The following is a 25,504-nucleotide window of genomic DNA, read 5'->3' on the forward strand; positions in this document are numbered from 1 at the left end:
AATCGGAATGGCAAACGGAAGAAAGCTGAAATTGGGCACAATCATCCACGGCGTCGGAGGGAATATGGCGGCTTGGAGACACCCGGATATTCAGGCGGACGCCAGCGTCAGCTTCGAGTTCTATACGAAGCAAGCCCGCAAAGCCGAGGAAGGCAAGTTCGATCTCGTGTTTATCGCCGACGGCTTGTTCATCAACGAAAAGTCGATCCCGCACTTTCTGAACCGGTTCGAGCCGATCACGATTTTATCCGCGCTCGGCGCTGTCACCTCGAAGATCGGTCTCGTCGGCACCTTGTCAACTTCCTACAGCGAACCGTTCACGGTCGCCAGACAGTTCGCTTCTCTCGATCATATCAGCGGGGGCCGGGCCGGTTGGAATGTGGTCACCTCTCCGCTGGAAGGCTCCGCCCTCAATTACGGCAAAAAAGAGCATCCGTCGCACGATTTGCGCTACAAGATCGCCGAGGAATTTTTGGAGGTGGCCCGCGGGCTGTGGGACTCCTGGGAGGACGACGCGTTCGTGCGGGATAAAGCTTCGGGCGTGTTCTTCGATCCGGACAAAATGCACCGGCTCGATCACAAGGGACAATTTTTCTCTGTACAGGGCCCGCTTAACATTGCCCGCTCCAAGCAGGGGCATCCGATCGTATTCCAGGCCGGGTCGTCGGACAGCGGCCGCACCTTGGCGGCCAAGACGGCCGACGCGGTATTCACCGGGCATGAGTCGATTGAGGACGCCAAGCGGTTTTACCAGGACGTGAAGACGCGGGCAGCCGCATTCGGCCGGAGCGCCGACGATATTCTCATCTTCCCGGGCATCGGGCCGATCGTCGGGCGGACGCAGGAGGAGGCCGAGCGCAAATACGAGGAGATCGCGAACCTCATGACGATCGAGAACGCCCTGAACTACCTGGGCCGCTTCTTCGACCATTTCGACTTCTCGCAGTTCCCGCTCGACGAACCTTTCCCCGATTTGGGCGAAATCGGCAGCAACAGCTTCCGCAGCACGACGGACAAAATCAAGCAGAAAGCCAAGGAGCAGCAATTGACGCTGCGGCAAGTGGCGCTCCAGACGGCGACGCCGAAAGGCCAGTTTATCGGGACGCCGGAGAAGGTGGCCGACCTCGTTCAGCAGTGGTTCGAGGAGAAGGCGGCAGACGGATTTATTATTCATTCGAGCGTGCCGGGAGGACTTGACGATTTCGTCGAGCTGGTCGTACCAATCCTGCAGGAGCGGGGGATATACCGGGAGGAGTACGAGTCCGACACGCTGCGCGGGAATTTGGGCCTCGCCAAGCCGGAAAACCGCCATACGCTCGCCAGACGAACACCGCAGGATTTTGTGAAAAGCTGCTGATCGGACTCGATCATGGCTTGTGATTTTACGCTCACGGATTGGAGAGGGTCCCAGTGAAACGGTTACGGTTACTACGGCCATGGATGCTTGCCGCAGCTTTGCTTCTGCTTACGGCAGGCTGCGGAGGCGAAACGGGCGTCAAGCCTTCGTCAGGAGGGCAGGCGGGAGAGACGCAGTCAGGCGGCGAGTTGACCTACGGCCTCGCCACGTCGCCGTCGGGGCTGGACCCGAACGTCGTGCCGGGGGCCGTCGATTACCGGGTGATGCGGGCGCTGTACGACAGCTTGGTCGTGCAAATGCCCGATCAATCGATCAAGCCATGGCTGGCGACGGAATGGACGGTCTCCCCGGACGGCAAAAGCTACACCTTCAAGCTGCGCAAGGACGTTAAGTTCCACGACGGCACGCCGTTCAATGCTGCGGCCGTCAAGTACAATTTGGACCGCATCGTCGATCCGGCGACCAAATCCCGGTTTGCGGTGACGCTGATCGGACCTTACGAATCGTCGGAAGTGATCGACGACTTTACGGTCAAAGTGAACTTAAAATCGCCCTACAGTGCCTTTCTGAGCAGCTTGAGCCAAGCGTTTCTCGGCATCGTGTCGCCTGCCGCAGCGGAGAAGCACAAGGACCAGTTGGGCAAGCATCCGGTCGGCACCGGTCCGTTTACATTTGCCGGCTGGACGGAGAATGCCGCGATTCGGCTGGAGAAAAACCCCGACTACAAGTGGGGGCCTCCGATTGCTGAAAATGCCGGTCCGGCACGCATCGACAAGCTGACCTTCAAAATCATTCCGGAGGAAGCGACCCGCATCGGCAGCGTGCAGAGCGGACAGGTGTCTGCCGTCGAGACGGTCCCGCCGCAAAATCTCGTCTCGCTCAAGGGCGATCCGAACGTCAATCTGCTGCAGGCCGAGTCGACGGGCATTCCGTATACGCTCATGCTGAATCAGCAGCATCCCCCGTGGAACGAGCTGAAGGCGCGCAAGGCCGTGCAACTGGCCATCGACTTCGAGGCGATCGTCAAGACACTTTATCTTGGGACGTATCCGAGGGCATGGTCCCCGTTGTCGCCGTCTATGCTAGGGTATAACGCTTCGCTTGAACAGGCCGTGAAGCCGGACGTCGCCAAAGCGAACGCGCTGCTCGACGAGCTCGGGTGGGTACGCGGAGCGGACGGCATCCGGGCCAAGGACGGCAAGCCGCTCGCGCTTCATTACATCGACGGCTCGCCTAACCGGGAGAAGCGCAACGATATCGCCGCCATGATTCAGCAGCAGCTGAAGCAAGTCGGCATTGCCGTCAACATTGAGCTGCTTCCGGACACGACCAATGCGGTTATGATCAAGGGGACGAACGATCTGGTCGGTGTCAGCAATGTGTCGGGGGACCCGGACATTTTGCGCAGCTTCTTCCATACGAATGCCATTCCGACGCCGGAAAAATGGGGCCACAACCATACCCGGCATTCCGACCCGCAGTTGGATCAATGGCTGGAGGAAGGGCTGAGGGAGCAGGACCCGGCGAAGCGCGCGGAAATTTACAAAAAGGTGCAGAGCTATGTCGTGGACAACGCCTACGGGTTCCCGATTTACGTATTCCCGTACACGGTGGCTGCCGCCAAATCGGTTCGCGGACTGAAATTCGACTCCCTCGGCTATCCGCTCTTCTATGACGTGACGGTGAAAAAATAATGACGGAAGGAGCCGGTTGCTATGGCTGGGGTGATCGTTCAGCGTCTTTTATCGTCCGTTCTGGTCATCGTCGGAGCGTTGATCCTCGTCTTTTTCATCCTGTACTTGCTGCCGGGCGATCCGGTCTTGATCATGCTCGCCGGAGCGCCGGCCAGTCCGGAGACGGTGCAGAACCTGCGCCACCAGCTCGGGCTTGACCAGCCGGTATGGGTCCAGCTTGGCACTTACCTGTGGGATATGCTTCGCGGAGATTTCGGCCGCTCATTGGTCAGCGACGACCCGGTACTGCCGAAAATTTGGGAGCAGTTTCCTGCTACCGCTCTTTTAACCCTGGTCAGTTCTTGCGTCGCCGTTGCGCTTGGCGTTGTGCTCGGCGTGCTCTCGGCGATCCATAAGGGACGCGCGGTTGATCTGTTCGCCCGGATCGTCAGCCTGTTCGGCATCTCAATGCCGACGTTCTGGTCGGGCATTCTGCTCATTCTGATATTCTCGGTGCAGCTTCAGTGGCTGCCTGCTATGGGCTCCGAGGGCGTCCGAACGCTGATTCTTCCCGCTCTGACGCTTGGGCTCGTCGGCGCCGGGTTTATCGTACGCATGGTGCGCAACAGCATGCTGGAGGTGCTGGGCGAGCCGTTTATCGTTACGCTGCGCTCTAAGGGACTGCCGGAACAAATCGTCATGTACCGTCACGCGCTGCGCAACGCGCTCATTCCGGCCATCACGATGGTCGGAATTCAGATCGGCGAATTGATGGCGGGGGCCGTCGTGATCGAAACCGTCTTTTCCCGGCAGGGCATCGGGCGCCTGCTGGCGGATGCCATTACGGCCAAAGATTTGCCCGTCGTTCAGGGCGTCGTCTTTTTTACCGCGATTGCGTATGTGGTCGTGAACCTGCTCGTAGATATTTCGTACTCGATCGTCGATCCGAGGGTAAGACGCTCACTTTAAACCGAGTAATCCGGAAGGAAAAGAGGGTTAATTATGAAAAGCGTCGTTTCGGTCGCTAGGCCGGTATTGTCCCACAGAAGACCGTTCGTGTCCGCTCCGAGCCGTCCGAAGCTGTCATCATCGCTATCCGGACCGTTCTTCTACGGGGCGATATTGATGGTGCTCTTCATTGCGGCGTGCGCCGTCTTCCCGCAGTGGATCGCTCCTTATTCGCCGACGGACATGCGGGCGGACCGGATTTTGCAGCCGCCGGGAGCGGCCCATCCGTTCGGCACCGATTATTTCGGGCGGGACGTCTTCAGCGTCGTCGTCTACGGAGCCCGAAGCTCGCTGCTGATCGGCGTCGCTTCCGTTCTGCTCGGCGGCTTGGCCGGCAGTCTGCTCGGCGCGCTGTCGGGCTATATCGGCGGTGCGGTCGATACCGTACTCATGCGGTTCATCGATATTTTAATGGCGATCCCGAGTCTGCTGCTTGCGCTTGCTATTGCCGCCGCCCTCGGCCCGAGTCTGTTCAACGTGGTGCTGGCCGTGAGCGTATCGGCCATTCCGAGATATGCCCGCGTGCTGCGGGGCCAAGTGCTCAGCATCAAGGCGCGCCCCTATGTGGCGGCTTCCCGCTCGGTCGGCGCATCCCATGCGCATATCCTTTTGCGGCATGTGCTGCCGGGCGCATGGTCTCCGCTGCTTGTGATGGCGACGATCGGCGTCGGTTCTTCGATCTTGATCGGCGCGTCGCTCAGCTTTTTGGGGCTGGGGGTGCTGCGGGAAATCCCGGACTGGGGCACCTTGCTGTCGCAAGGGCGCGGTTACCTGACCGTCGCTTGGTGGATGGCGACGTTCCCCGGGCTGGCGATTACGTTGTTCGTATTGGCTGTCAATCTGATCGGCGATCAGCTCCGTGACCGGCTGGACCCGAAGCGGAGCCTGACATAGAAGTCAGTTGGATGCGCCGAATTTTCCACTATGTCAGGAGGAGATGCCCGAGTGAAGGCATTGCTTGAGATCGAACAGCTAACGGTCGATTTCGTCACCCCGGCCGGTTATCTTCCGGCAATCCGGGACGTGTCGCTCCACATCGGCACCGGCGAAACGGTATGCCTGGTCGGCGAATCCGGCAGCGGCAAAACCGTGACGGCCAAAGCCTTGATGCGCTTGATCGACTTCGAGAACGGCGTCATTACGGGCGGCCATGTGCGGATGGACGGCGTGGACTTGACGGCGCTGCCGCAGGAGGAAATCCGGCGCTGGCGCGGCAAACGAATCGCCATGGTGTTCCAGGAGCCGATGGCGGCGTTTGACCCGGTCTTTACGGTCGGCAGTCAAATCGCCGAGTCGATGGTGCGCCATCAAGTAGCTTCTCGGGCCGAAGCTTGGGAGCGCGGCATCGGGCTCCTGCGCAAGGTCGGCATCCCGGAGCCGGAAATCCGGATGAAGCAGTATCCCGGGGAGCTTTCCGGCGGCATGCTGCAGCGCGCAATGATCGCAATGGCGCTGGCCTGCGGCCCGGAGCTGCTCATCGCCGACGAGCCGACGACCGCGCTGGACGTGACGATTCAAGCGCAAATTCTTCAGCTGCTGCAGGAGCTGCAATCGGAATTCAACATGTCGATTCTGCTCATTACGCACGATATGGGGGTGGCGGCGGAAATCGCGGACCGCATTATCGTCATGTATGCCGGAGAGATCGTGGAGCAGGCGGCCGCAGAGCAGTTGTTCCGGGAGCCGCAGCATCCTTACACGAAAGGACTCCTGCAATCGGTCGCGACACTGGAGAGCGACCGGGGGGTGAAGCTGTATTCGATCGACGGCTCGATCCCGAGCTTGTCCGAGCTGCCGGGCGGCTGCCGCTTTCATCCGCGCTGCCCGTTTGCCACGGAAGTCTGCGAGGAAGAGCGCCCGCCGCTGGCGGACAACGGCGGCCGGCAGGTCGCCTGCTGGCACGCCGAGGCCATAACGCACTCCGGGCGGTGGGAGACCGCCTTCGCCTCCGGAGCCTCCGAAGCTGCCGCTGCCCGGGTGTCCCGGATCGTCGAACCGGAGGAGGATGAAGCAGCGCAGCCCTTTACCAGCAACCTGATCGAAGCGCACGAGCTGACCAAGCATTTTCCGGTGAAGCAGGGCTTTTTCCGCTTCGGGCGTGCCGGGGCGCATATTCGCGCCGTCGATCAAGTGTCCTTTTCCATTCGCAAAGGGGAGACGTTCGGACTCGTCGGGGAATCGGGCAGCGGGAAGTCGACGCTGGGACGGCTGCTGCTTCAGTTGGACCGTCCGACAAGCGGATGGGTCCGGTTTGACGGACACGATTTGTCGAAGCTGTCCTCTGGAAATTTACGGGAAGTCCGACGCAACATGCAGATGATTTTCCAAGATCCGTTCGGCTCGCTCAATCCGCGCTGGAAGGTGGGCGATCTGATCGGGGAACCGCTGGCGGTGCATGAAGGCTGGAGTGGACGCGCGAAGCGGGAGCGGGTAGAGCCGCTGCTGGCCGCCGTAGGGCTGAATCCGGCGTGGTACGACCGGTATCCGCACGAATTTTCGGGCGGACAGCGGCAGCGGATCGGCATCGCCCGGGCGATCGCGCTGCGTCCGAAGTTTATTTTGGCGGACGAAGCGGTGTCGGCGCTCGACGTATCCGTCCAATCGCAGATCGTCAATTTGATGCAGGATTTGCAGCGCCGTCTAGGGCTGACGTATTTGTTTATCGGCCACGGCCTTCAGATCGTCCGCTACATTTCTGACCGGATCGGCGTGATGTATCTGGGCAAGCTGGTCGAGATCGCTTCGAGCGAGGAGCTGTTCCGCCGCCCGGCGCATCATTACACCAAGGCGCTGCTTGCTTCCGTCCCTGTCCCCGACCCATCCCGCAAAAGAACATGGGCCGCTATTCAAGGGGAAATCCCGTCTCCGGCCCATCCGCCCTCAGGCTGCCGCTTTCATCCGCGCTGCCCTGCAGCGACGGCGAGATGCCGGGAGGAGGCGCCGGAGTTAACCGAAGTCGAAGCGGGTCATTGGGCTGCGTGCCATGATCCCGCATAAAGTCAGGAGGAAATCATCATGAGTCAGAGTGTGATCGATATTGAAGCGTACTTGCATACGCATGAGCAATTGAAGCAAGCGATCGAAGGCTTGTCGGAGAACGAGCTGAAATGGAAAGCGTCGCCGGAGCAGTGGAGTGTAACGGAGGTGCTGTCGCATCTGGCCGATCACAACATCGTCGTCTCGTTCCGCATCCGCGAGCTGCTGTCCGGATCGACGGAACAGCTGCCGGCCTTCAAGCAGGACCCTTGGGTGAGCTCGGTCCGGGCGAACGAAAGCTCCGCTGACGATATTTTGGACGTGTTCCGGGCGCTGCTCGTCTTCAACAGCCAGTTATTCCGTCGGTTAACCGGGGAAGATTGGAGCAAGAGCGGCGTCAACTTCAAAGGCGAAACCGTGACGCTGGAGCAGGCGATTCAAGCTTTTATCAACCACGTGCAGACGCATCTGCGGCAGATCGAGCGAATCAAGCAAGCTCTCCCGCAGAATGAATCGGTAAAATAAGAATACTTGTGCCAAAAAAGAAGCTGATTGGACCGCCAAAAGCTCCTGTTGATTGAAGCAGGGGCTTTTTGTTGCCAATTCATCACGATCATGGGGGTTATCATATGAAAAAAAGATTTCTTTCGGCGTCCCTGCTCACCGTCCTCCTTCTGGCAGGCTGCGGTGCTCAAGCCACTACGGGAGGGGCGGGCAGCTCCAGTGCTGCGGCTTCCGCCGGGGGCCAGACCGTGAAAAAAATCGTCGTCGGCACGGGCACGCAGTTTCCGAACATTTGCTTCATCGACAAGGACGGCAAGCTGACCGGCTACGACGTGGAGCTCGTCAAAGAAATCGACAAGCGTCTGCCGGAGTATGAGTTCGAGCTGAAAACGATGGAATTCAAAAATTTGCTGCTCAGTCTGGAAACGAAAAAGATCGATTTTATCGCGCATCAAATGGAAGTGAACGAGGAGAGACAGAAGAAATTTTTGTACAACGACGAAGCGTACAACATTTTCCCGAACAAAATCGTCGTGCACAAGGACAATAACGACGTCAAGTCGGTTGCCGATTTGAAGGGCAAGAAGCTGATTGCAACTGCGACAAGCAATGCGGCGGCGCTGGCCGAAAAATACAATAAAGAGCACGGCAATCCGATCCAGATCGTGTATACGGGTGCAGGCGAAGACACGAGCACGCAAGTCAAAACCGGGCGGGTCGACGCCTTGATCAGCACGCAGTTTGCCATCGATTACTTGAACAAAAGCGCGGACGCCCAGCTCAAAACAGTCGGCGAGACGCTTTCCAATTCGAAAGTGTATTTCATGCTTCGCAAGGACGAAAGCGAGCTGAAAAGCAAGATCGACGAGGCGTTGAAGGCGATCAAGGCCGACGGGACGTTGGCGAAGCTGAGCAAGCAGTGGCTGGGTGATGACTACACTGTGGAAAAATAGACCAAATTTCCTTACAGAAAGGTATGGGGTGGAATGGGGAAATCGTTCGACGCCGCGCTCATAGGGGAGTTCCTTCCTATACTGCTGTCTTACCTCCATATTACGCTGTTTATTCTGGCCGCTTCGCTCTTCTTCGGCGTACTGCTGGGAATGCTGATCGCGCTGCCGCGGCTGTACAACGTTCCGGTGCTGAACCGGATTGCCGCCGTTTACGTGTCGTTTGTCCGTGGAACGCCGATTTTGATCCAATTGTTTCTCGTCTTTTACGGGGTGCCCGCGCTGCTGCAGCTCGTGGACTTCGACATGTCGCGGATGAATCCGATCGTATTCGTTATTATTACGTATGCGCTTGGCAGCGCCGCCTCGATCTCTGAGGTGATCCGCGGGGCGGTCAAGGCCGTAGACCGGGGCCAGCTTGAAGGCGCGTATGCGGTGGGCATGACGGGGCCACAGGCCTTTTTCCGGATCGTTCTGCCGCAGGCGTTCGTCGTTGCTTTTCCGAATTTTGCGAGCACAGTGATCGGCTTTTTAAAAGATACGTCACTGGCGTACTCCATCGGCGTCATGGACATGATGGGGCGTGGACAGACGCTGATTGCGACGACCGCCCACACGCTGGAGGTATATATCGGTCTGACGATCATTTATTATTTGACCGTACTCGTGCTGGAGAAGGGCTTTGCGTTGACGGAAGTCCGGCTGCAGCGGCACGAACAAAGAATCGCGAGCGCATGACCGGCTGCCAGTCCGGGGATGGAGTGAGAACGAATGAGTATCGACATCGGGTTTATCGTTACGGCTTTTTTTGAAATATTGGACGCGCTGCCTCTGACGCTGGTCATCACGATCGTCCCGCTGCTGTTCGGGTTCGTCATCGGCGTGGCGACGGCGCTGATCCGCATGTACAAGGTGAAGGTGCTGCACCGGATCGCCGACGCATACGTTTCCTTTTTGCGCGGAACGCCGGTCATTCTGCACGTGTTCCTCATTTATTGGGGGCTGCCGATGCTGATCGACAAGCTGTCGACGCATTACGGGTGGGGGATCAAGACGGCTTCGATCCCGATCCTGTCGTTCGTACTGACGGCGTTCTCCCTGACAGCCGGCGCCTATATGTCCGAGATCATCCGCTCCGGTCTCCTGGCGGTAAACCGCGGTCAGATCGAGGCCGCCTACTCCGTCGGCATGAGCACGCCGCAAGCGCTCAGACGCATCGTGCTGCCGCAGGCGATCGGGGTTATTTTACCGAATCTGTGCAACCTGTTCGTCGGATTTTTGCATACGTCGACGTTTGCGTTCACGGTCTCGCAGATGGAGCTGCTGGGCAAGGCCAGCGTCGTGGCGTCGAGTAATTTGAAGTTTCTGGAAGCCTTTATCGCGGCGGCGCTGATTTATTGGGGAATCACGGTCGTGGCGGAGCGGCTGACGGCTTATTTGGAAAAAAAGGTAACCAAATACAATCGGGGAGGCGTGACATGATTCGGCTGACGAACATTCAAAAGTCGTTCGGCAAGCAGGCGGTGCTGAAAGGGATCGACTTGTCGGTGGAAAAAGGAGAGGTCGTCGTCATCCTCGGGCCCAGCGGATCGGGCAAAACGACGCTGCTCCGCTGCGTCAATCTGTTGGAGCGTCCGCAGGACGGGGAGGTGGCGATCGGTGATTTTACGGTCAGCTGCAAGCATCCGAGCAAGCGCGACATCTTGACGCTGCGCCGCAAAACGGCGATGGTGTTCCAGCATTACAATTTGTTCAAGCATAAGACGGCGCTGGAAAATGTGATGGAAGGCCTCGTTATTGCGCAGAAAATGCCCAAGGAAGAGGCCAGGGAGCGAAGCCTTCGGGTGCTGGAGAAGGTAGGCCTTGCGGCAAAAGCGGATGCCTACCCCAGCCAGCTCTCGGGCGGGCAGCAGCAGCGGGTCGGGATCGCCCGCGCCTTGGCGCTCAATCCCGAGGTGATTTTGTTCGACGAGCCGACGTCGGCGCTCGATCCCGAGCTGGTCGGCGAGGTGCTGTCCGTCATCCGCAAAATTGCCCGTGAAGGCATCACGATGATCGTCGTGACGCATGAGATGAGCTTCGCCCGCGAAGTGTCGAATCGCGTGGTGTTTATGGACGAAGGCGTCATCGTCGAGGAGGGCAAGCCGGAGGACATTTTCTCCCGCCCCCAAGAAGAGCGCACCAAGCAATTCCTGCGGAGAATCACGCCGGAATGGAGTTATGTGATATAATAGCGAAAATTGTGAGGTGAGTCCCGTGAACGAGGTGTACCGTCAAGCGACGTTAGACGATGCCGAGCAGGTTCTTGGCGTAATTCGCAGAGCTTATCGGAGCATCGGGGAGCTTAAAATCGAATTTGCGGCCGTCCATGCGGATTTGGAGATGGTGCGGACGAATATCGCCGAGCATGCCAGCTACGTGCTGGAGATCGACGGAACGATCGTCGCGACCATTTCGCTCCGGTCGCTGCCGGAAGTGACCGATCTGCCGTTCCTGTACAACTTTGCCGTCGATCCGGCATATGCGAACCGCGGTGTCGGCAGCAAGCTTCTGTCCTACGCGGAGGAAGCGGTCGTACGGGACATTCTGCTTTCGCCGGCTGTTGTGCTCGCGACCTCAGCGAAGCATCCCTGGCTGCTGCCGATGTATGAACGGAAAGGCTACATGCGCTTCTATGAACGAGAGCTGGGACGGGACGACAAGCTCGTCTTTTTGCGTAAAAATTTGCTGCCTGAAGTCCGCGCCACCACAGGCTGAAACGAGGAGAATCTGCGCATGAACCCTGAACGATTGCTTCAAGAGGCTGAGGAACTGAAGCCCGAATTGGTGCGGCTTCGCCGCGACTTGCACCGCCATCCGGAGCTGTCGATGCAGGAGGTGGAGACGACCCGCAAAATCCGGGAAGCGTTAAGCGGAGCGGGCATTCGTCTGCTGCCGCTCGACCTGCCTGTCGGCGTGCTGGCGGAGGTTGAAGGAGCGGAGCCCGGGCCGACGGTTGCGTTGCGGGCGGATATCGACGCGCTGCCGGTGACGGAAGAAACCGGGCTGCCGTTCGCCTCGGAAATTCCCGGGAAAATGCACGCTTGCGGGCACGATTTTCACACCGCAGCGATTGTGGGCGCGGCGCTGCTGCTCAAACGGCATGCCGCAGAGCTAAAGGGAACCGTGAGGCTGCTGTTTCAGCCGGCGGAAGAGAAGGGCACCGGAGCGAAAGCGATGATCGGTGCGGGCGCTTTGCAAGGCGTGCAGGCCATCTTCGGCATGCATAACAAGCCCGAGCTGCCGGTCGGCACCGTGGGCTTGGCGTCAGGGCCGCTGATGGCCAGCGTCGACGGCTTCAAGCTGACGGTGACCGGCAAGGGCGGCCATGCGGCGATTCCCGATGCGGCGATCGACCCGATCGTGGCCGCCAGCGCGATCGTAGGCGGCCTCCAGACCGCGGTCAGCCGCAGCATCAGCCCGCTCGACAGCGCGGTCGTCAGCGTGTGCAGCTTTCATGCGGGCAGCACGTGGAACGTGATCCCGGACGAAGCGGTCCTGGACGGCACCGTGCGGACGTTCCGCCCGGAGGTCCGGCAGAAGCTGCCGGATCTGCTGCAGCGCATCGCCGGCGGTATTGCCGCGGGCTACGGCGCGGAGGCGCGTCTGACTTGGTTTGCGGGAATTCCGTCGGTTATGAATCATCCGGAAGCGGTGGAGATCGCCCGGGGAGCGGCGCAAGCCTTGAACCTCCAGGTGACGGAGGCCCTGCGTTCCGCGGGCGGCGAAGATTTTGCGCACTATCAGGAACAGGTGCCGGGCTGCTTCCTCTGGATGGGCACGAGCGGAACGGAGGAATGGCACCATCCGAAATTTACGCTGAATGAGGATGCGCTGACGCCGGGTGCGGCTTTATTTGCGCTTACGGCGGTCCACGCTTTGGACCGTCTGCGGGGCTAGTCGCGCCGGTACCACTCGCCGGACATCCACTCGCTCGCTTTCCAGCGCAGCACGTCCGGCGTGGCGAGGTGGATGATTTCTTTCAAGAAGTCGAGCTGCTCCGTGTCGGACATCGGGCAGAATTGTTTGGCGATGGCGAGGTTTTTCTCCAACTGCTCCATCGTTTCCATCCCGATGATGGTCGTGGCAACGGGCAGCGAGAACGTGTATCGCAGCGCTTGCTCGTACCACGGGGCGAGCTTCCCGAGCGCCATTACCTTCATGCCGATTACGGCGATTCCCTTCTCGACGGCCCGCGGAACAAATTCGTGCGCGAAGCTGTAGATGAAATGGTCGGCGGCGGATAGTGCCACCAAGGCGCTGTCGAAGGGGAACCGTTCGATCGCTTCGAGCTGGACTTCCGGGTTCGTATGCCCGCTGACGCTGATCGCCTTGATGATGCCTTGCTCTTTCGCTTCGAGCATCGCCTCCATCGCTCCGCCCTTGGCGAAGCATTGCTCCAAATCGTTCATCGTCACCAGATTATGCAGACGCCACTCGTCAACACGGTCAGTTTGCAGCCGGTTCAGGCTGGCTTCGAGCAGGCGCCACGAGCCGTCTCTTGTCCGGTCGTGCGTCTTCGTTGCGATCCAGACGTCGCTGCGGCGGTGCCCGAGCGCTTTGCCCAGCCGCTCTTCCGACTGCCCGTCGGAATAGCTCGGGGCCGTATCGAAGTAGGTGATGCCTTCGTCGATCGCCCGGTTCACGATGCGAATTGCTTCTTCCTCCGTGCATTGATGCTCGTCCACGATGCGCTGGGCGCCGAAGCCCAGAATCGGAAATTGCTTGTCGGACGCGCCGAAATATCTATGTTCCAAAAAAGTTCACTCCTTCGGGAATGTAGGTGGTCATAGTCTGATTATACCTAATTATAAGGCGGTTTAATATACGATTGGGAAGGAGTGACCGTTATCCGTACGTCTTACGATGTCATCGTCATCGGCGCAGGCTCCATGGGCATGAGCGCGGGGGCGCATTTGGCGGGGCGAGGAATAAGCACGCTGCTGATCGATGCGTTTGACCCGCCCCATGGGGGAGGCAGCCATCACGGGGAAACGAGGCTGCTCCGTCATGCCTATGCCGGAGGGGGCCCCTACGCGGCCATGGCCGTCCGGGCGCACCGCCTTTGGAGCGAGCTGGAAGAGGAGCGCGGCCGGAAGCTGTTCTTTCGCAGCGGCGTGCTGAATATGGCGCCGGCAGGGCATTCGGGGCTCCGCGACAAGCTCGAATCGTCGGCAGCGCTTCAACTGCTGGTCGAGCTGCTGCGGCCGGAGGAGATTGCGAAGCGCTGGCCAGGCGTTCAACTGCCGGACGATTACGCTGGGCTGTTCGAGCCGGAGGCCGGCTATTTGCTTAGCGAGCAATGCGTGCAGGCGTACCGCGAGACGGCGCTGGCGCATCGGGCGGCGCTGCTTCCGTACACGCGTGTAACGGAGGTCGTGCCGGGGAACGCGGGCGTCACCGTAAAAACCGGGGTTGGCGACTTCTACGCGGACCGTCTTATTGTAAGTGCGGGCGCCGGAGTCGGCAGCGTACTGCTTCCGTCGCTAGCGCCGCCTGTGGCGCCGGTCCGCAAAGCGGTTGCCTGGTTCCAGGCCGATGAAGCGCTGTTCGCTTCCGAGCGCTTCCCGGGATTCACGTTAAGTACCCCGGACGGCGGCTTTTACGGCTTTCCGAGCATTCAAGGGTCCGGCGTGAAGATCGGCCGGCACGAGACCGGACTTCCGCTCTCGCCAGTCGAGCAGCCGGCTGACTTCGGGACGCTGCCGGAGGACGAAGGCGATCTCCGCCGGGCGCTGGAGACGTATATGCCGGCTGCGGCGGGCGGTCTGCTGCGCGGCGGGGTGTGCAAATACGAGCTGTCACCGGACGAACATTTCATCATCGACCGGGCGCCGTTCAATTCGAATATCCAGATCGCCTGCGGCTTCTCGGGTCACGGCTTCAAGTTTGCCAGCGTCGTCGGCGAAATTTTGGCGGACCGGATCGAAGGAAAACCGGACGCGTTCGATCTAAGCATGTTCCGGCTGTCCCGCTTTCAGGAGCAGCAGGTGGTGATCATTTAAGAGAGCACTTTCTCAACACTTGAGCACATACTTATGTGTACGTAGTAAGGTAGACAAGACAACGGAACTGCCGTGCGCTATTTTTTGTCTTAGAAAGCCCGTTTCCAAAATAGAGAACGTACGTTCCTTTATTTGTGTCGAAACATAGTAAGTAAGGTTAACATCGGGCATTTAGCGCATCTGAGTTCCTCTGTATTTGCACAAAGAGGTCAAAAAGCCGATTTAGAGGAACTTTTCTGCATCTATTTGCTGACGCGCGATCCCGCCACAGAAAGGCGGCTCTGCTGCTTACCTCCCCGATGTTTCTGACGGCTCCCGAATATCGACAGGTCCTATCGGTACGGGCTCTTGAACAAAACAGAAAAACTCTCCACTGAGAGGTTAGAGTATCGAGAAACTCGAGGAGTAAAAAATTCAGACAAATAGACGTGGATATATCCCGTAAGAGTGTACGTTCGCCTTGAAGCCCGTGAAATTACCGCTAATTCTAATCAGTTTCACGGATAGATGGGTCCACGGAAAGTATTAGAATATGCTTCTAAGAGATACATCACTTTCTGGGGAGGGGCCGCTGCTGGGAGGGATATACCCCACCGGCGTATGCCAGAGAGTTTTCTACGAGCATCGGGTTTTACAACAAAGCAAAGCCCCGGGAAACCCCGGAGCTTTACATCATCACTAACTATTCCGCCTAGACAACATAACGAAGAGGGTACCGCCAAACGCCACAAGCGCCATAAAAATCAGCATCATGTTGCTATAAAGCGCAGCCGTTTGACTCGTTACAGTCCCGACAAGCGGAGAGTCCAGCCACGGCTTCGTCAGCAGTCCGCCCACACCGGCAATGCCGATCCCTTCCGCAAGGAAGCAGGCGAAGTTGAGCATGCCCATACCTGAGCCCGCTTCATTCTCTTCCAGCGTACTGGCGACACTTGCGGAAACGGCGGTTTTGACAAACGACAGGCCGCCAAACGTCAGAATCACCGAAGCCGCGATAAACCACGGCGCCCGGTCCGTATAGAACAGGACGACCAGAAAACCGGCGACAATCATGCTTAATCCGGTCAGCATCGCGGCGTTATGGCCCCAGCGGTCGGCCAGCATCCCGCCAAGCATCCCGAACAAAATGACGCTCAAGGTGCCGGGGAACAGAATGGCGCTTCCAATGAGACCGGTCGGCATCTCGTACACCGCTCTCATCAGATAAGGCACCATGGAAAAAAAGCCGGCGACCGTGCCGAGAAGCAAGGCGCCTAGGATCACACCAACAAGATACGTTTTCTTCCGGAACAGGAACGGCTCCAGGAACGGATCCCGGTGCCGACGGATATGAAGAGCGAGAAGCGCAAACAGAACCAGACTTGCAGTCAGATAAATCCAATGATACAGCGTCGTAAACAACGCAAACGACAGAATGCCCGCGGACAACAGTACCGCTCCGGTCATGTCGAATGCTTTTGTCTCTGTCGTCTCGTCAGGCAGCGTCCGAAGGACGAACGGCAGGGCCAGCAGCGACAGCAGCGGCAGTGCAAACAACAGCGACCAATGCATATAGCCGGATACCGCGCCTCCGATGACCGGACCGAGACCCTCGCCAAAGGCGACAACAGAACCGATCAGGCCGAAAGCTTTGCCCTGTTTTCCCGGTTCGACAACCTTGACGATCATCACCATAATGAGCGACGGAATGGCCGAAGCCCCGATTCCCTGCAAAAAACGCGCGGCCAGCACGCCCGGATACCAGGCATGACCCAACAGGCCGGCCACCGAACCGAAACCGTAGGTCAGCATACCGAACAACAGCAGCTTTCGCATGCCTGTATGTTCCGATATTTTGCCGTACACGGCGACGCCGATCGCGAAAGAAAGCGAAAAGCAGGTGTTGGTCCAATTGGCCGCCGACGGTGCAATATGGAAATACGCGGCAATGTCCGGCAACGAAACGTTAAACATAGTTTCGTTCATAACGCTGAAAAATGTCAATATGCTCAACCACAGGATGAAACGCGACGCGTGAACTTCATTTCGGTGTTGCACTTGAATATTACCCCTTTAAAGGAAGGGGAATCGCAGTTTATAGGGTCAATGATGCGCCTTCCCCTAAATGTTGTACCCTTGCGAGATTGTTTTGCCGCATGATCTGCTACGCCTCCAGATTAGTAAAAATGAGAAAATAAACCAACCCGATTATATCACATCCGATGAAAGGACGTAAGCGTCATGCATTGGAATCATACGTAAAATGCGTATATACTGAAGTTAATACTATAGATTGGAGTGATCGGAATGCGGCAACTTAACCACATTCGAAAGGAGAATAACATGAACGGAGAAAAGAGGATTTTAACGCATGCATACTATGAATATAGGGATTCTGGCGCACGTCGACGCTGGAAAGACAAGTCTGGCTGAGCGTATCTTATATGAGACGAAAGTTATTGACGAGCTGGGTAGGGTAGATCAAGGAAATACGCAGATGGATGCCATGGAGCTGGAACGGAAAAGAGGCATCACGATTAAAGCATCTGTCGTTTCTTTTGATCTCCATGGGTTAAAAGTGAATTTGATCGATACGCCGGGCCATGCGGATTTTATCGCGGAAGTGGAGCGGTCGCTGAGTGTTCTGGACGGCGTTATACTGGTTGTTTCGGCTGTGGAAGGCGTGCAGGCGCAGACCAAAATTCTGTTTTCCGTCCTGAAGAAAATGGGACTTCCCACGATCTTGTTCGTGAACAAAATTGATCGTCTGGGCGCGCAATCTGACATGGTGATTGAACAAATCCGCGAAAAGCTGACACTGAACGCGTTTCCTCTGTGTCAGGTCGAACATGCAGGCATGAAGAATGCGTCTGTTGTTGAACACCGTTTCGATTGGGCTGCGGACCCCGATTTTATGGAACGATGCATCGAGCTTGCGGCAGCGCATGACGAGCAGGTGCTGGAAGCTTATGTAAACGGCGAAGCCGTGACGGCAGGGCAAGTGAAAGAGGCATTCGGAAAGCAAGTAAGGCAAGCGAACATCTACCCGGTTTATTTCGGGTCCGCCATGACGGGCGTGGGCGTGTCCGGCCTGCTCGCCGGTGTGACCCAATGGTTTCCGGTGAATATACATGCCGAGGGAGAGCCGTTGTCGGGGGTCGTATTTAAGCTTGAAAAAGAACCGTCCGGCGAAAAGATCGCTTATGTCAGACTGTTCTCAGGCGGTTTAAACATGAGAGAACAAGTGAAGCTGCAGCGGAAAAACGGGCAGAGCGAATTCGAAGCGCGTACCTGCAAAATCAAAAAGCTTCATGCCTTGATAAACGGAAAGGCGGTTCCCGCCGCCAAGGTAACCTCAGGGGATTTAGGCAAAGTATGGGGGCTGGAGGACGTCCGGATCGGGGATGTCGTCGGTGAGCAGTCTCATCTAATCAAGCATTTTAGCTTCGCAGTCCCACAAATGGAGACGCGAATTGAAGCGTCGGAACCGAGCAAGGACCACCTGCTGTACAAGGCGCTTATCAGCCTGTCGGAGGAAGATCCGTTAATCCAAGTGCTGAAAAATGATGTTCATCAAGAGCTTTATATCCGTATTTTTGGCGAAGTGCAAAAAGAAGTGATCGAAGCGGCCTTGAAGGAACAGTACGATTTGGAAGTCAGGTTTTCGGAGACTAGAACGGTTTGCTTGGAAAAACCGGCTGGAACGGGTCAGGCGCTGGAGATCATCGCGGAGGGCGATAATCCTTTTTATGCGACCGTGGGGTTTAGAGTTGAGCCAGGCTTGCCCGGAAGCGGAGTCGCCTACGCTTTGGAGGTTGAGTTGGGCTCGCTGCCGTTGCCCTTTCACAAAGCCATTAAGGAGACGGTCTTCCAAACCTTGAAACAAGGGCTGTACGGCTGGGAGGTTACCGACATCGTTGTGACCCTGACTCATACCGGTTATTTCAGTCCGGTATCGACAGCGGGCGACTTTAGAAGGCTGGCTCCACTTGTATTGATGGAGGCGCTGGCGCAGGCCGGTACGGATGTTTATGAGCCTATTCATGCGTTTGAGTTAACGATGCCCGCCGCTATGATGAGCAAAGCGATCTACAAATTATCCGCGATCCAAGCGGTGGTGCACGAAACGGCTATGCATAACGGGTTGTGTCTTATAACAGGCACCCTTCCTGTAGCCGCAACGGAGAGCTTCAAGAGAAGCTTGCATGCGTTTACCCAAGGGGAAGGCTTCGTGCTCGTCGAACCGGCCGGATTCGTAAGAATGCATGGCGACGTGCCGACAAGAGCGCGGACCGATTACAATCCGTTAAACCGGAATGAATATTTGCTTCACGTTCTGCGCGCTTATTAAGGCCAGTGCTAAACCCGGCAGGAGTTGAAAGCTCCGGCCGGGTTTTTCGCTGGCGACAGTTACCTTTATAACACATTCTAGCGTACAGCGGGCCTATTGCCTGGTCCTGCCGCTGGCCGTCAACGCCGGAGCGCCGCTCCTTCTGTCATGGGATAGCCGCAGTCAAAACTGCCGTTTCCCAGGCGAAGGGGCGGCGGTTTGTTTTCATGGGCAAATAGAGGAACGGCGATGCGTTAATAGGGGCTTTGGAATAACGGTACAGTTCCTCTAAGTTCGCGAACTTCACCGACGCAGTCAACAGTAAAAAGGCAGCGGGTACAGCCCGGTCCGGGTTCACCGGCGGACCAGCATGGTAATGAAGAACATAGAAACGGATAGAGAGGAGCCGGGGGAATGGGCTTTCTTTTCATTTTGATCTATTTTGTCTTGATTTTTATCGTGCTGGAAATTGCCGTCATGCTGCTGATCGTCACCGGTCTCGATAGCGAAATCGCCCGCTTCCAAGCGGTCTCCATGCTGACCTCCACCGGGTTTACCACCAAGGAGTCGGAGCTGATCCTGCGGCATCCCGTCCGGCGTAAGATCGGCGTATTTCTCATCTTGTTCGGGGTGTTCTCGCTCGCGGTGATGATCTCCACACTCAGCAACCTATTGGCTCAAAGTTTCCGCGTGCCGCAGCTGACAGGCGTGACGTTAGGGTTTGGCGTCGTTTTGCTGGCAACGAAAAACAAGCGTATCGTCAACAGCTTGAAGCGGCGGTTCCACAAGCATCTCAAGCAGGAATTCGAGCTGCACGAGCTGCCGATCGAGGAAGTGTTGTATTTTACAGGCAGCGATTTATTCACGGGCATTTCGATCTGTAAGGGGTCCGCTATGGCGGGGCGCGGCTTCCGCGACGTCTGTTGTCCGGAGGAGGACATCAACGTCTTGTTCGTACAGAGAGGGGAAACGAAAATCCGCAGCGGATGTCTGCAGCTGTCCCTTCAAGAGGGGGATATCTTATTCGTATACGGCGATAAGGAAGCGATCGAACAAATGTTCCGCCGCGAACTCGACGCCATGCGTCAAGAGGAGGGGAATGAGAAGCATGTCACCGAGCTGTGAACCGCTTTTCGTCAAACTTTTTACGAAAATTTAATCTCCTAATCTTTTACAAAATGGTAAAATAGATTTGGGCAGTATGCCCCAATATAGAAAATACTGGAGGTAACTGATGAGATCCTTTAAAGCTGTTCTTGCAAAATCGGCACTGGCGTTTTCGCTGCTCCTTCCGCTGCCGGGATGGATCGGGGATGCGCCGAAGGCGCTGGCGGAAGGGCCGACGGACCCTGCCCCGTTCCTTAATCCTACGGTTGTGAACGAAAATGCGGGCAAAAAGATTTTGTTCGACAATACGCACGGCCAGACGGCGGGGGCCGCAGATTGGGTTATTGACGGGGGGTTCTCGGATTTCGCCAATGCGCTCGCGAACAATGGCTACTACGTCAAGGAGCTTCGCAAAACGACGCCGATCACGCTGAGCGACTTGAGCAGCTACGACGTGTTCGTGGTCGGAGAGGCCAACATTCCTTACAAAACAAGCGAGCAGGACGCGATGACGCAGTATGTCCGGAATGGCGGCAGCATTTTTTTCATCGCCGACCATTATAATGCGGACCGCAACAAAAACCGCTGGGATGCCTCCGAGGTGATGAACGGCTACCGGCGGGGAGCCTGGACCGATCCGGCGAAAGGCATGAGCACCGAAGAGCGCGCTTCCGACGCAATGCAAGGCGTGGCCAGCTCGGATTGGCTCGCCACGAATTTTGGCGTCCGTTTCCGGTACAATGCGCTGGGAAACGTTACGGCCAACCAGATCGTTTCGCCTAATCAGGCGTTCGGCATTACCCAAGGCGTCTCGGCGGTCGCGATGCATGCCGGTTCGACTCTTGCCATCATCGATCCTCTTAAGGCAAAAGGCATCGTATACCTGCCGCAAACCAGCGCCGCTTGGCCGAATGCGGTGGATCAAGGCGTATATAACGGCGGCGGGACGGCGGAAGGGCCGTACGCGGCTGTCGCCAAAGTGGCTGCCGGCAAGGCGGCGTTCATCGGCGATTCGTCGCCGGTTGAGGATGCCACGCCGAAATACCGCCGCGAAGAAACGGGACAAGCCAAAACGACTTACGACGGCTTCAAGGAGCAGGACGACGGCAAGCTGCTGGTGAATATCGTAAACTGGCTTGCCAAAAAAGAAAGCTACACACAGCTGAGTCAAGTCCCGAACTTGCAGCTGGACCAACCGACTGCGCTGCTGCCGTTCGAAAACCCGGCTAGCTCGACCGAGCCGAAGCCGGAGCCGTGGGCGACGCCGGCGGCCGGGTATAAATGGTGGGACCGTTCGACGTTCAAGCCGGGGTCGTACGGCACCGGAGCGGTGGTCGGCAATCCGGCGTACAGCTTCGTCAAGCAGGAGCCGCTCCCGAACGCTGAAGAGTTTCAGATTCGTGTCGTCGTGGACAACTTGGCTCCGGGGACGACGGTGTCGAACTTTAGCCTAGGCATTTATGTATCCGGCGGGACCCAAGTGGCGAAGATCCGCAATGCGGACGGCTCGTGGCCGTCGGGCTACGGCTACAGCTCGAATTTCTCGCTTACGGCCAACAGTCAAGGAAAGGCTACGACAGATTTGACGGTTCAGATCAAGCCGGGAACGAGCGGTTCGGCCAACCTCCGGCTCAAACAATCGGGCAACAACTTGAAGACGGAGGCTGTCACCATCTCGAATGTACCTGCACAGCCGCTGCCCTAAAGCTTGGCGTTCACACAGCCTAACCGAACGTAACGGTTTCCGATGAAAAAACAAAGCACTCTTCGCCAGCCGGCGGCGCCATGCGCGTCGTACGGGACGAAGAGTGCTTTTTGGTTAGGAAACGGCGTGCTTTTCCGCTTCTTTTTTGGCGTGTTCGCGTTCCTGCCTCCGGCCGGCCAGCTTGCCGACGACGACAACCACCGCAGCCAGTGCGATTGGCAGCACGTAATGACCGGCAGGGAAGCTTGTCTCGATCCAATGACCGACGGCTTTGTCGCCAAGCGTCATTTCCCCCGCAGTATAGCCTAGTAGTGCCGCTCCGAGCAGAACGATGATAGGAAAACGGTTCATGAGGCGCATCAGCAGCTGGCTTCCCCAGACAATCAGCGGGATGCTGATAGCCAGTCCCACTACGATTAACAGCAGGTTTCCGCCAGCGGCACCCGCTACCGCAAGCACGTTGTCGAGACTCATAACCAGATCGGCGACGATGATCGTCTGGATCGCTTCTCCGATCTTGCTGCTGGATTTCAAGGCTTCGGCGTTATCTTCGCCCTTCAACAATTTCACAGCGATATATAGGAGCAGCAGCGCTCCGGCCACTTGTACGAACGGAACTTTCAGCAGCCAGACGGCTACGAAGGTGAGGACGATCCGCAGCAAAATCGCTCCGAAACTCCCCCAGAATATAGCTTTTTTCTGTTGCTCCGCCGGCAAATTGCGGCAGGCCAAAGCGATGACGACGGCATTGTCTCCGCTAAGCACGATGTTGATCAGAATTAATTTTAGCAGCCCGACTAGCAGATCGCCTTCCATTCGCAGACTCCTTTCACATGCCTCAGTTTGCAATGCTTGAACTTGTCCATCATACTACAAATTTATTTAATACGAAATAATTTAATATACAAAAGAACAAGCAGCGTCGTAAGCCGTCCCCCAAAAACCTGAATAAAAACCAAAAACAAATGAGAATATTCCATGTTCGGGTGTTTCCGTTTCCATATATAATTTAGGCGAGATTTATAAGCCGGCTGCATAAGAGAGGGGCGAAGCGATGAGGGGCAAATACAAAAAAAGGACCGGGCTTCCTCGGAAGAAGCACCGATCCTTATTCGCTGCCTTAAGGCTGCATGACCTTGTCGATCAAGCCGTAGGTCACCGCATCGTCCGCGGACAGGAAGTAATCGCGGTCCATATCCCGCGCCACCTTCTCCAGCGGCTGGCCCGAGCGCTCGGAGACGATCCGGTTCAGCCGGTCCCGGGTATCGAGGATGCGGTCGGCGTGAATTTTCATATCGGACGCCTGCCCCTTCATCCCACCCCATGGCTGATGAATCATGACCTCGGCGTTAGGCAGCGCATACCGCTTGCCTTTGGCTCCGGCGACGAGCAGAACGGCGGCGAAGGAGGCGGCGAAGCCTACGCAGATGGTCGACACGTCGGGTTTGATGAACTGCATCGTATCGTAAATCGCGAAGCCTGCGGTGGTCGAACCGCCGGGCGAATTGATGTAAAGATGAATGTCTTTTTCAGGGTCTTCCGCCGACAGCAGCAGCAGTTGAGCCGTGATCGAGTTGGCGACTTGATCGTCGATCTCGCTTCCGAGAAAGACGATGCGGTCTTTCAGCAAGCGGGAGTAAATATCGTAGGAACGCTCCCCGCGGCCGGTTTGTTCCACGACGACCGGTACATAGTTCATGCTTGATGCCCTCCTTGTGTGGCTCAGACCGCTCAGGCGGCCAGCGCTTGAATAGTTGTGCCTCCACGGCTCAGGCCGCGTTGGCTGCGTGCAGTAAAGCCCGAGGAGACCATGATGAGAACTTCCTCGGCGCCTGGCTCTCCGGTTCGCGAAGGCAGCGACCAGCGGGTCACGGTCGCTTCGGAGCGGTCGTTTCCGGCCTGCCGGTAATCGTCCAGATGCGTCACCGGCCGGCTGTTCCGCTCGGCTTCCTGGTTTCTTTGCGGCTCCGACCACTGCCATACGACGGCCGGGGAGTTGGCTTCGCCAGCTTCGGTTGCGCCGCTCTGCTTTGCTTCGTGCTCTCGTTCGCGTTCCATTAGTCATTCCCTCCCGAGGATTGATCGATCTGCGGATACACGGCCAGCACGACGTGATACGGGTCTGCCGGTTCCGCTTCGTTCGCCGGTTTGCGGTACTTGGTGGTCAACTGCCGGACAAGGGCGGCGTACTCCTCGACAAAAGCGTGCCGTTCCTCCGCATCCCGGAGAGAGACTTGAAACTGCAGCGATGCGCTTGGAATGTCCTGGCCTTCGTCCGAATGCTCCATCAGGAGCAGCGCATCCTGCTTGATGCGTTCCGCCGTTTGAACCAGATGAGACAGCGAGCCTTGGTCCTTGAGGCGACGGACCGTCTCCGGCTTCATTCCCAGCTGATCGGACAGGATGAACGTCTTGGCGACGGCTTGATAAAGCACCTCGACCAGGTTGCGTACCTGTCTCGTACCGACTCGGCGCACGAGCCCGGCTTTCTCCAGCGCCTTCAAATGATAGTTGATCCTTTGCGGCGCTTCTCCGATCGCCCGGGCTACTTCCGCCGCGGAAGCGGGTGCCGCCAGCCGGGCGGCAATATCCGCCCGCAGCGGGTTGAGCAGCGCCATGGCTTGCTCCGGCGCTTCAATTCGCAAGCTTTCCAGTATGTCTTCGGTCACAGTGGTTCATCTCCGTAAAACAATATTTGATACGTAAAAATATATTATTACGTAACTGTGTCATTGTCAATGGTCTCAAAAAAATCCTGGCAGTGGCGGAGCATGGGAAGGAATAGCAAAAGAGCGACACATGATCTTAAAACTCCGTAATTATTTGCATTTCGATTCCGGTTAAGATGAGCTTAGAGCAAAAGGAAAGTCAAGATGCGCCGAACTTTAATGAACGAGCCGCCGCACAAGCATAGCACCGTTGGCGTATAACCTGGCGATACGAGAAGAGTCCGCTGCGCGGACCGGCAGCGGAATCGGTTCGCGCCCAAGCAAAGGAGGGCTTTATGAACGGGATCGATATGACGCATAACGATTTGAGGGACGCCGGGCTTCGGGCAACCGGGTTCTACAGCTTTGGCGGCGGATGCCAGAACGAAGTGACTTCCGGCAAGAAGAACGGCGAGGCGTATTTATTGCTGTTGGCATTGAAAGGCCGCGGAGAACTGCGGATAGACGCGGAATCGTTCGTCGTTCTCTCTGGCTACTATTATCTCGTCCCTCCGGAATACGGTTGTAAACTTACGTTGTCGACGGAAGGGCGGGTGCTCGGCGTCCGGTTCGAATTGCGCGACGGCGGATTGGAACGGATCGTCCAGGCCATACCGCGGATGGGAGCTTGCGGCTCGGCCGCGGTGTCCGACATCGAATATTGGCTCCAAGCAGGAGGATTGCCGGGCGATGCGGACGATCCTCTGGCGTCCTACAGGATGGACGCGGCGGTCAAGACGGTGCTGCTTACCTTGGCACGGCTGGGCACAGGGCGGAAGCCGTTGACTCACGAGGTTCGCTCCGAACAAGCGTTATCCGGCGGCGGTCCGTTTCCGATGGCCGATTACATCCGCAATCATTATGCGGCCAAAGTTACGCTTGACGATATGGCCAAGCGCTTCGGATTCCACCCGCATTACATCATACGGATGTTCAACCGGCGGCTCGGGATGAGCCCGATTCAATATTTGCAGGAAGTGCGGCTGCTCAAAGCAATGGAGCTGCTAGAAACGACAAGCATGACCGTGACGGAAATCAGCGAAAGCGTCGGTTGGACGACGTCCTACTTTTCCCGGCTGTTTCATGAGCGTAAAGGCGAGTCGCCCTCGCAATTCAGGAAAAAGAAAATAAAGTCCGCGGTCTCCGCTATGAAGCATTTTTAA

Annotated in this window: 22 protein-coding genes and 1 pseudogene; 17 read left to right on the top strand and 6 right to left on the bottom strand. The window is 57.3% G+C overall.

From position 1 onward, the window contains the following. Window positions 1-7: 7 nt before the first annotated feature. The 12 genes from QMG93_RS25390 to QMG93_RS25445 all read left to right on the top strand — a co-directional run bounded on the left by QMG93_RS25390 (window position 8) and on the right by QMG93_RS25445 (window position 12,407). On the top strand, window positions 8-1,357 hold the full coding sequence (locus tag QMG93_RS25390; RefSeq protein WP_281941477.1) for an LLM class flavin-dependent oxidoreductase: 1,350 nt from the start codon (window positions 8-10) through the stop codon (window positions 1,355-1,357). 83 nt (window positions 1,358-1,440) lie between these two features. Beyond that, entirely contained in the window at window positions 1,441-3,051 is a 1,611-nt protein-coding gene (locus QMG93_RS25395; RefSeq protein WP_281941558.1) for an ABC transporter substrate-binding protein, read from the top strand. Between the two features lie 21 nt (window positions 3,052-3,072). Further along, a complete protein-coding gene (locus tag QMG93_RS25400) occupies window positions 3,073-3,999 on the top strand; it encodes an ABC transporter permease (protein ID WP_281941478.1) in 927 nt (308 codons plus the stop codon). Between the two features lie 33 nt (window positions 4,000-4,032). Then, window positions 4,033-4,932 (top strand): ABC transporter permease, encoded by a 900-nt coding sequence (locus QMG93_RS25405; protein ID WP_281941480.1) that lies wholly within the window; start codon window positions 4,033-4,035, stop codon window positions 4,930-4,932. A gap of 51 nt (window positions 4,933-4,983) precedes the next feature. Next, on the top strand, window positions 4,984-7,035 hold the full coding sequence (locus QMG93_RS25410; RefSeq protein WP_281941482.1) for an ABC transporter ATP-binding protein: 2,052 nt from the start codon (window positions 4,984-4,986) through the stop codon (window positions 7,033-7,035). Between the two features lie 18 nt (window positions 7,036-7,053). Then, window positions 7,054-7,539: a DinB family protein gene (locus QMG93_RS25415; protein WP_281941484.1), complete on the top strand. Its 486-nt coding sequence runs from the start codon at window positions 7,054-7,056 to the stop codon at window positions 7,537-7,539. 104 nt (window positions 7,540-7,643) lie between these two features. Beyond that, a complete protein-coding gene (locus QMG93_RS25420; RefSeq protein ID WP_281941486.1) occupies window positions 7,644-8,471 on the top strand; it encodes a transporter substrate-binding domain-containing protein in 828 nt (275 codons plus the stop codon). 33 nt (window positions 8,472-8,504) lie between these two features. Beyond that, the gene (locus QMG93_RS25425; RefSeq protein WP_281941488.1) at window positions 8,505-9,206 is read left to right on the top strand and encodes an amino acid ABC transporter permease; all 702 of its coding nucleotides are present in this window, start codon (window positions 8,505-8,507) and stop codon (window positions 9,204-9,206) included. A gap of 33 nt (window positions 9,207-9,239) precedes the next feature. After that, a complete protein-coding gene (locus QMG93_RS25430) occupies window positions 9,240-9,950 on the top strand; it encodes an amino acid ABC transporter permease (RefSeq protein ID WP_281941490.1) in 711 nt (236 codons plus the stop codon). Then, window positions 9,947-10,699, top strand: coding sequence for an amino acid ABC transporter ATP-binding protein (locus tag QMG93_RS25435; RefSeq protein ID WP_281941492.1), 753 nt, complete (start codon window positions 9,947-9,949; stop codon window positions 10,697-10,699). The genes QMG93_RS25430 and QMG93_RS25435 overlap by 4 nt, the downstream gene beginning before the upstream one ends. Before the next feature lie 25 nt (window positions 10,700-10,724). Continuing rightward, entirely contained in the window at window positions 10,725-11,225 is a 501-nt protein-coding gene (locus tag QMG93_RS25440) for a GNAT family N-acetyltransferase (RefSeq protein ID WP_281941494.1), read from the top strand. Between the two features lie 18 nt (window positions 11,226-11,243). Further along, the gene (locus QMG93_RS25445; RefSeq protein WP_281941496.1) at window positions 11,244-12,407 is read left to right on the top strand and encodes an amidohydrolase; all 1,164 of its coding nucleotides are present in this window, start codon (window positions 11,244-11,246) and stop codon (window positions 12,405-12,407) included. On the opposite strand, the gene QMG93_RS25450 is transcribed toward QMG93_RS25445, so the two are convergent. Then, window positions 12,404-13,264 carry an aldo/keto reductase gene (locus QMG93_RS25450; protein WP_281941498.1) on the bottom strand — a complete coding sequence of 287 codons (861 nt, stop codon included), beginning with the start codon at window positions 13,262-13,264 and terminating at the stop codon, window positions 12,404-12,406. The two genes, QMG93_RS25445 and QMG93_RS25450, sit on opposite strands and share 4 nt — an antisense overlap. Window positions 13,265-13,357: 93 nt before the next feature. Between QMG93_RS25450 and solA the strand changes: the two genes are divergently transcribed. Continuing rightward, complete coding sequence (gene solA, locus QMG93_RS25455; protein WP_281941560.1) at window positions 13,358-14,512, top strand: N-methyl-L-tryptophan oxidase; 1,155 nt, start codon at window positions 13,358-13,360, stop codon at window positions 14,510-14,512. A 678-nt stretch (window positions 14,513-15,190) separates the two neighbouring features. Here solA and QMG93_RS25460 read toward each other — a convergent pair. Next, the gene (locus QMG93_RS25460) at window positions 15,191-16,549 is read right to left on the bottom strand and encodes an MFS transporter (protein ID WP_281941499.1); all 1,359 of its coding nucleotides are present in this window, start codon (window positions 16,547-16,549) and stop codon (window positions 15,191-15,193) included. 313 nt (window positions 16,550-16,862) lie between these two features. Between QMG93_RS25460 and QMG93_RS25465 the strand changes: the two genes are divergently transcribed. The 3 genes and pseudogenes from QMG93_RS25465 to QMG93_RS25475 form a co-directional block, all read left to right on the top strand. Beyond that, window positions 16,863-18,842, top strand: a complete 1,980-nt coding sequence (locus tag QMG93_RS25465) for an elongation factor G (RefSeq protein ID WP_281941501.1) — start codon at window positions 16,863-16,865, stop codon at window positions 18,840-18,842. Between the two features lie 393 nt (window positions 18,843-19,235). Beyond that, window positions 19,236-19,946, top strand: a complete 711-nt coding sequence (locus tag QMG93_RS25470; protein WP_281941502.1) for a TrkA C-terminal domain-containing protein — start codon at window positions 19,236-19,238, stop codon at window positions 19,944-19,946. Between the two features lie 109 nt (window positions 19,947-20,055). Further along, a pseudogene (locus tag QMG93_RS25475) lies at window positions 20,056-21,630 on the top strand (endonuclease); the annotation flags it as partial. Between the two features lie 117 nt (window positions 21,631-21,747). On the opposite strand, the gene QMG93_RS25480 reads toward QMG93_RS25475, so the two are convergent. The 4 genes from QMG93_RS25480 to QMG93_RS25495 form a co-directional block, all read right to left on the bottom strand. Then, the gene (locus QMG93_RS25480; RefSeq protein ID WP_281941505.1) at window positions 21,748-22,449 is read right to left on the bottom strand and encodes a TerC family protein; all 702 of its coding nucleotides are present in this window, start codon (window positions 22,447-22,449) and stop codon (window positions 21,748-21,750) included. 304 nt (window positions 22,450-22,753) lie between these two features. Then, window positions 22,754-23,332, bottom strand: a complete 579-nt coding sequence (gene clpP / locus QMG93_RS25485) for an ATP-dependent Clp endopeptidase proteolytic subunit ClpP (RefSeq protein WP_036681016.1) — start codon at window positions 23,330-23,332, stop codon at window positions 22,754-22,756. A gap of 32 nt (window positions 23,333-23,364) precedes the next feature. Beyond that, window positions 23,365-23,691 carry a hypothetical protein gene (locus QMG93_RS25490; protein WP_281941508.1) on the bottom strand — a complete coding sequence of 109 codons (327 nt, stop codon included), beginning with the start codon at window positions 23,689-23,691 and terminating at the stop codon, window positions 23,365-23,367. Beyond that, a complete protein-coding gene (locus tag QMG93_RS25495; protein WP_281941510.1) occupies window positions 23,691-24,302 on the bottom strand; it encodes a helix-turn-helix domain-containing protein in 612 nt (203 codons plus the stop codon). The genes QMG93_RS25490 and QMG93_RS25495 overlap by 1 nt, the downstream gene beginning before the upstream one ends. Window positions 24,303-24,637: 335 nt before the next feature. Here QMG93_RS25495 and QMG93_RS25500 point away from each other — a divergent pair, with 335 nt between their 5' ends. After that, window positions 24,638-25,504 carry an AraC family transcriptional regulator gene (locus QMG93_RS25500; RefSeq protein ID WP_281941512.1) on the top strand — a complete coding sequence of 289 codons (867 nt, stop codon included), beginning with the start codon at window positions 24,638-24,640 and terminating at the stop codon, window positions 25,502-25,504.

This window comes from Paenibacillus tyrphae, assembly GCF_027925525.1.
Classification (GTDB): domain Bacteria; phylum Bacillota; class Bacilli; order Paenibacillales; family NBRC-103111; genus Paenibacillus_G; species Paenibacillus_G tyrfis_B.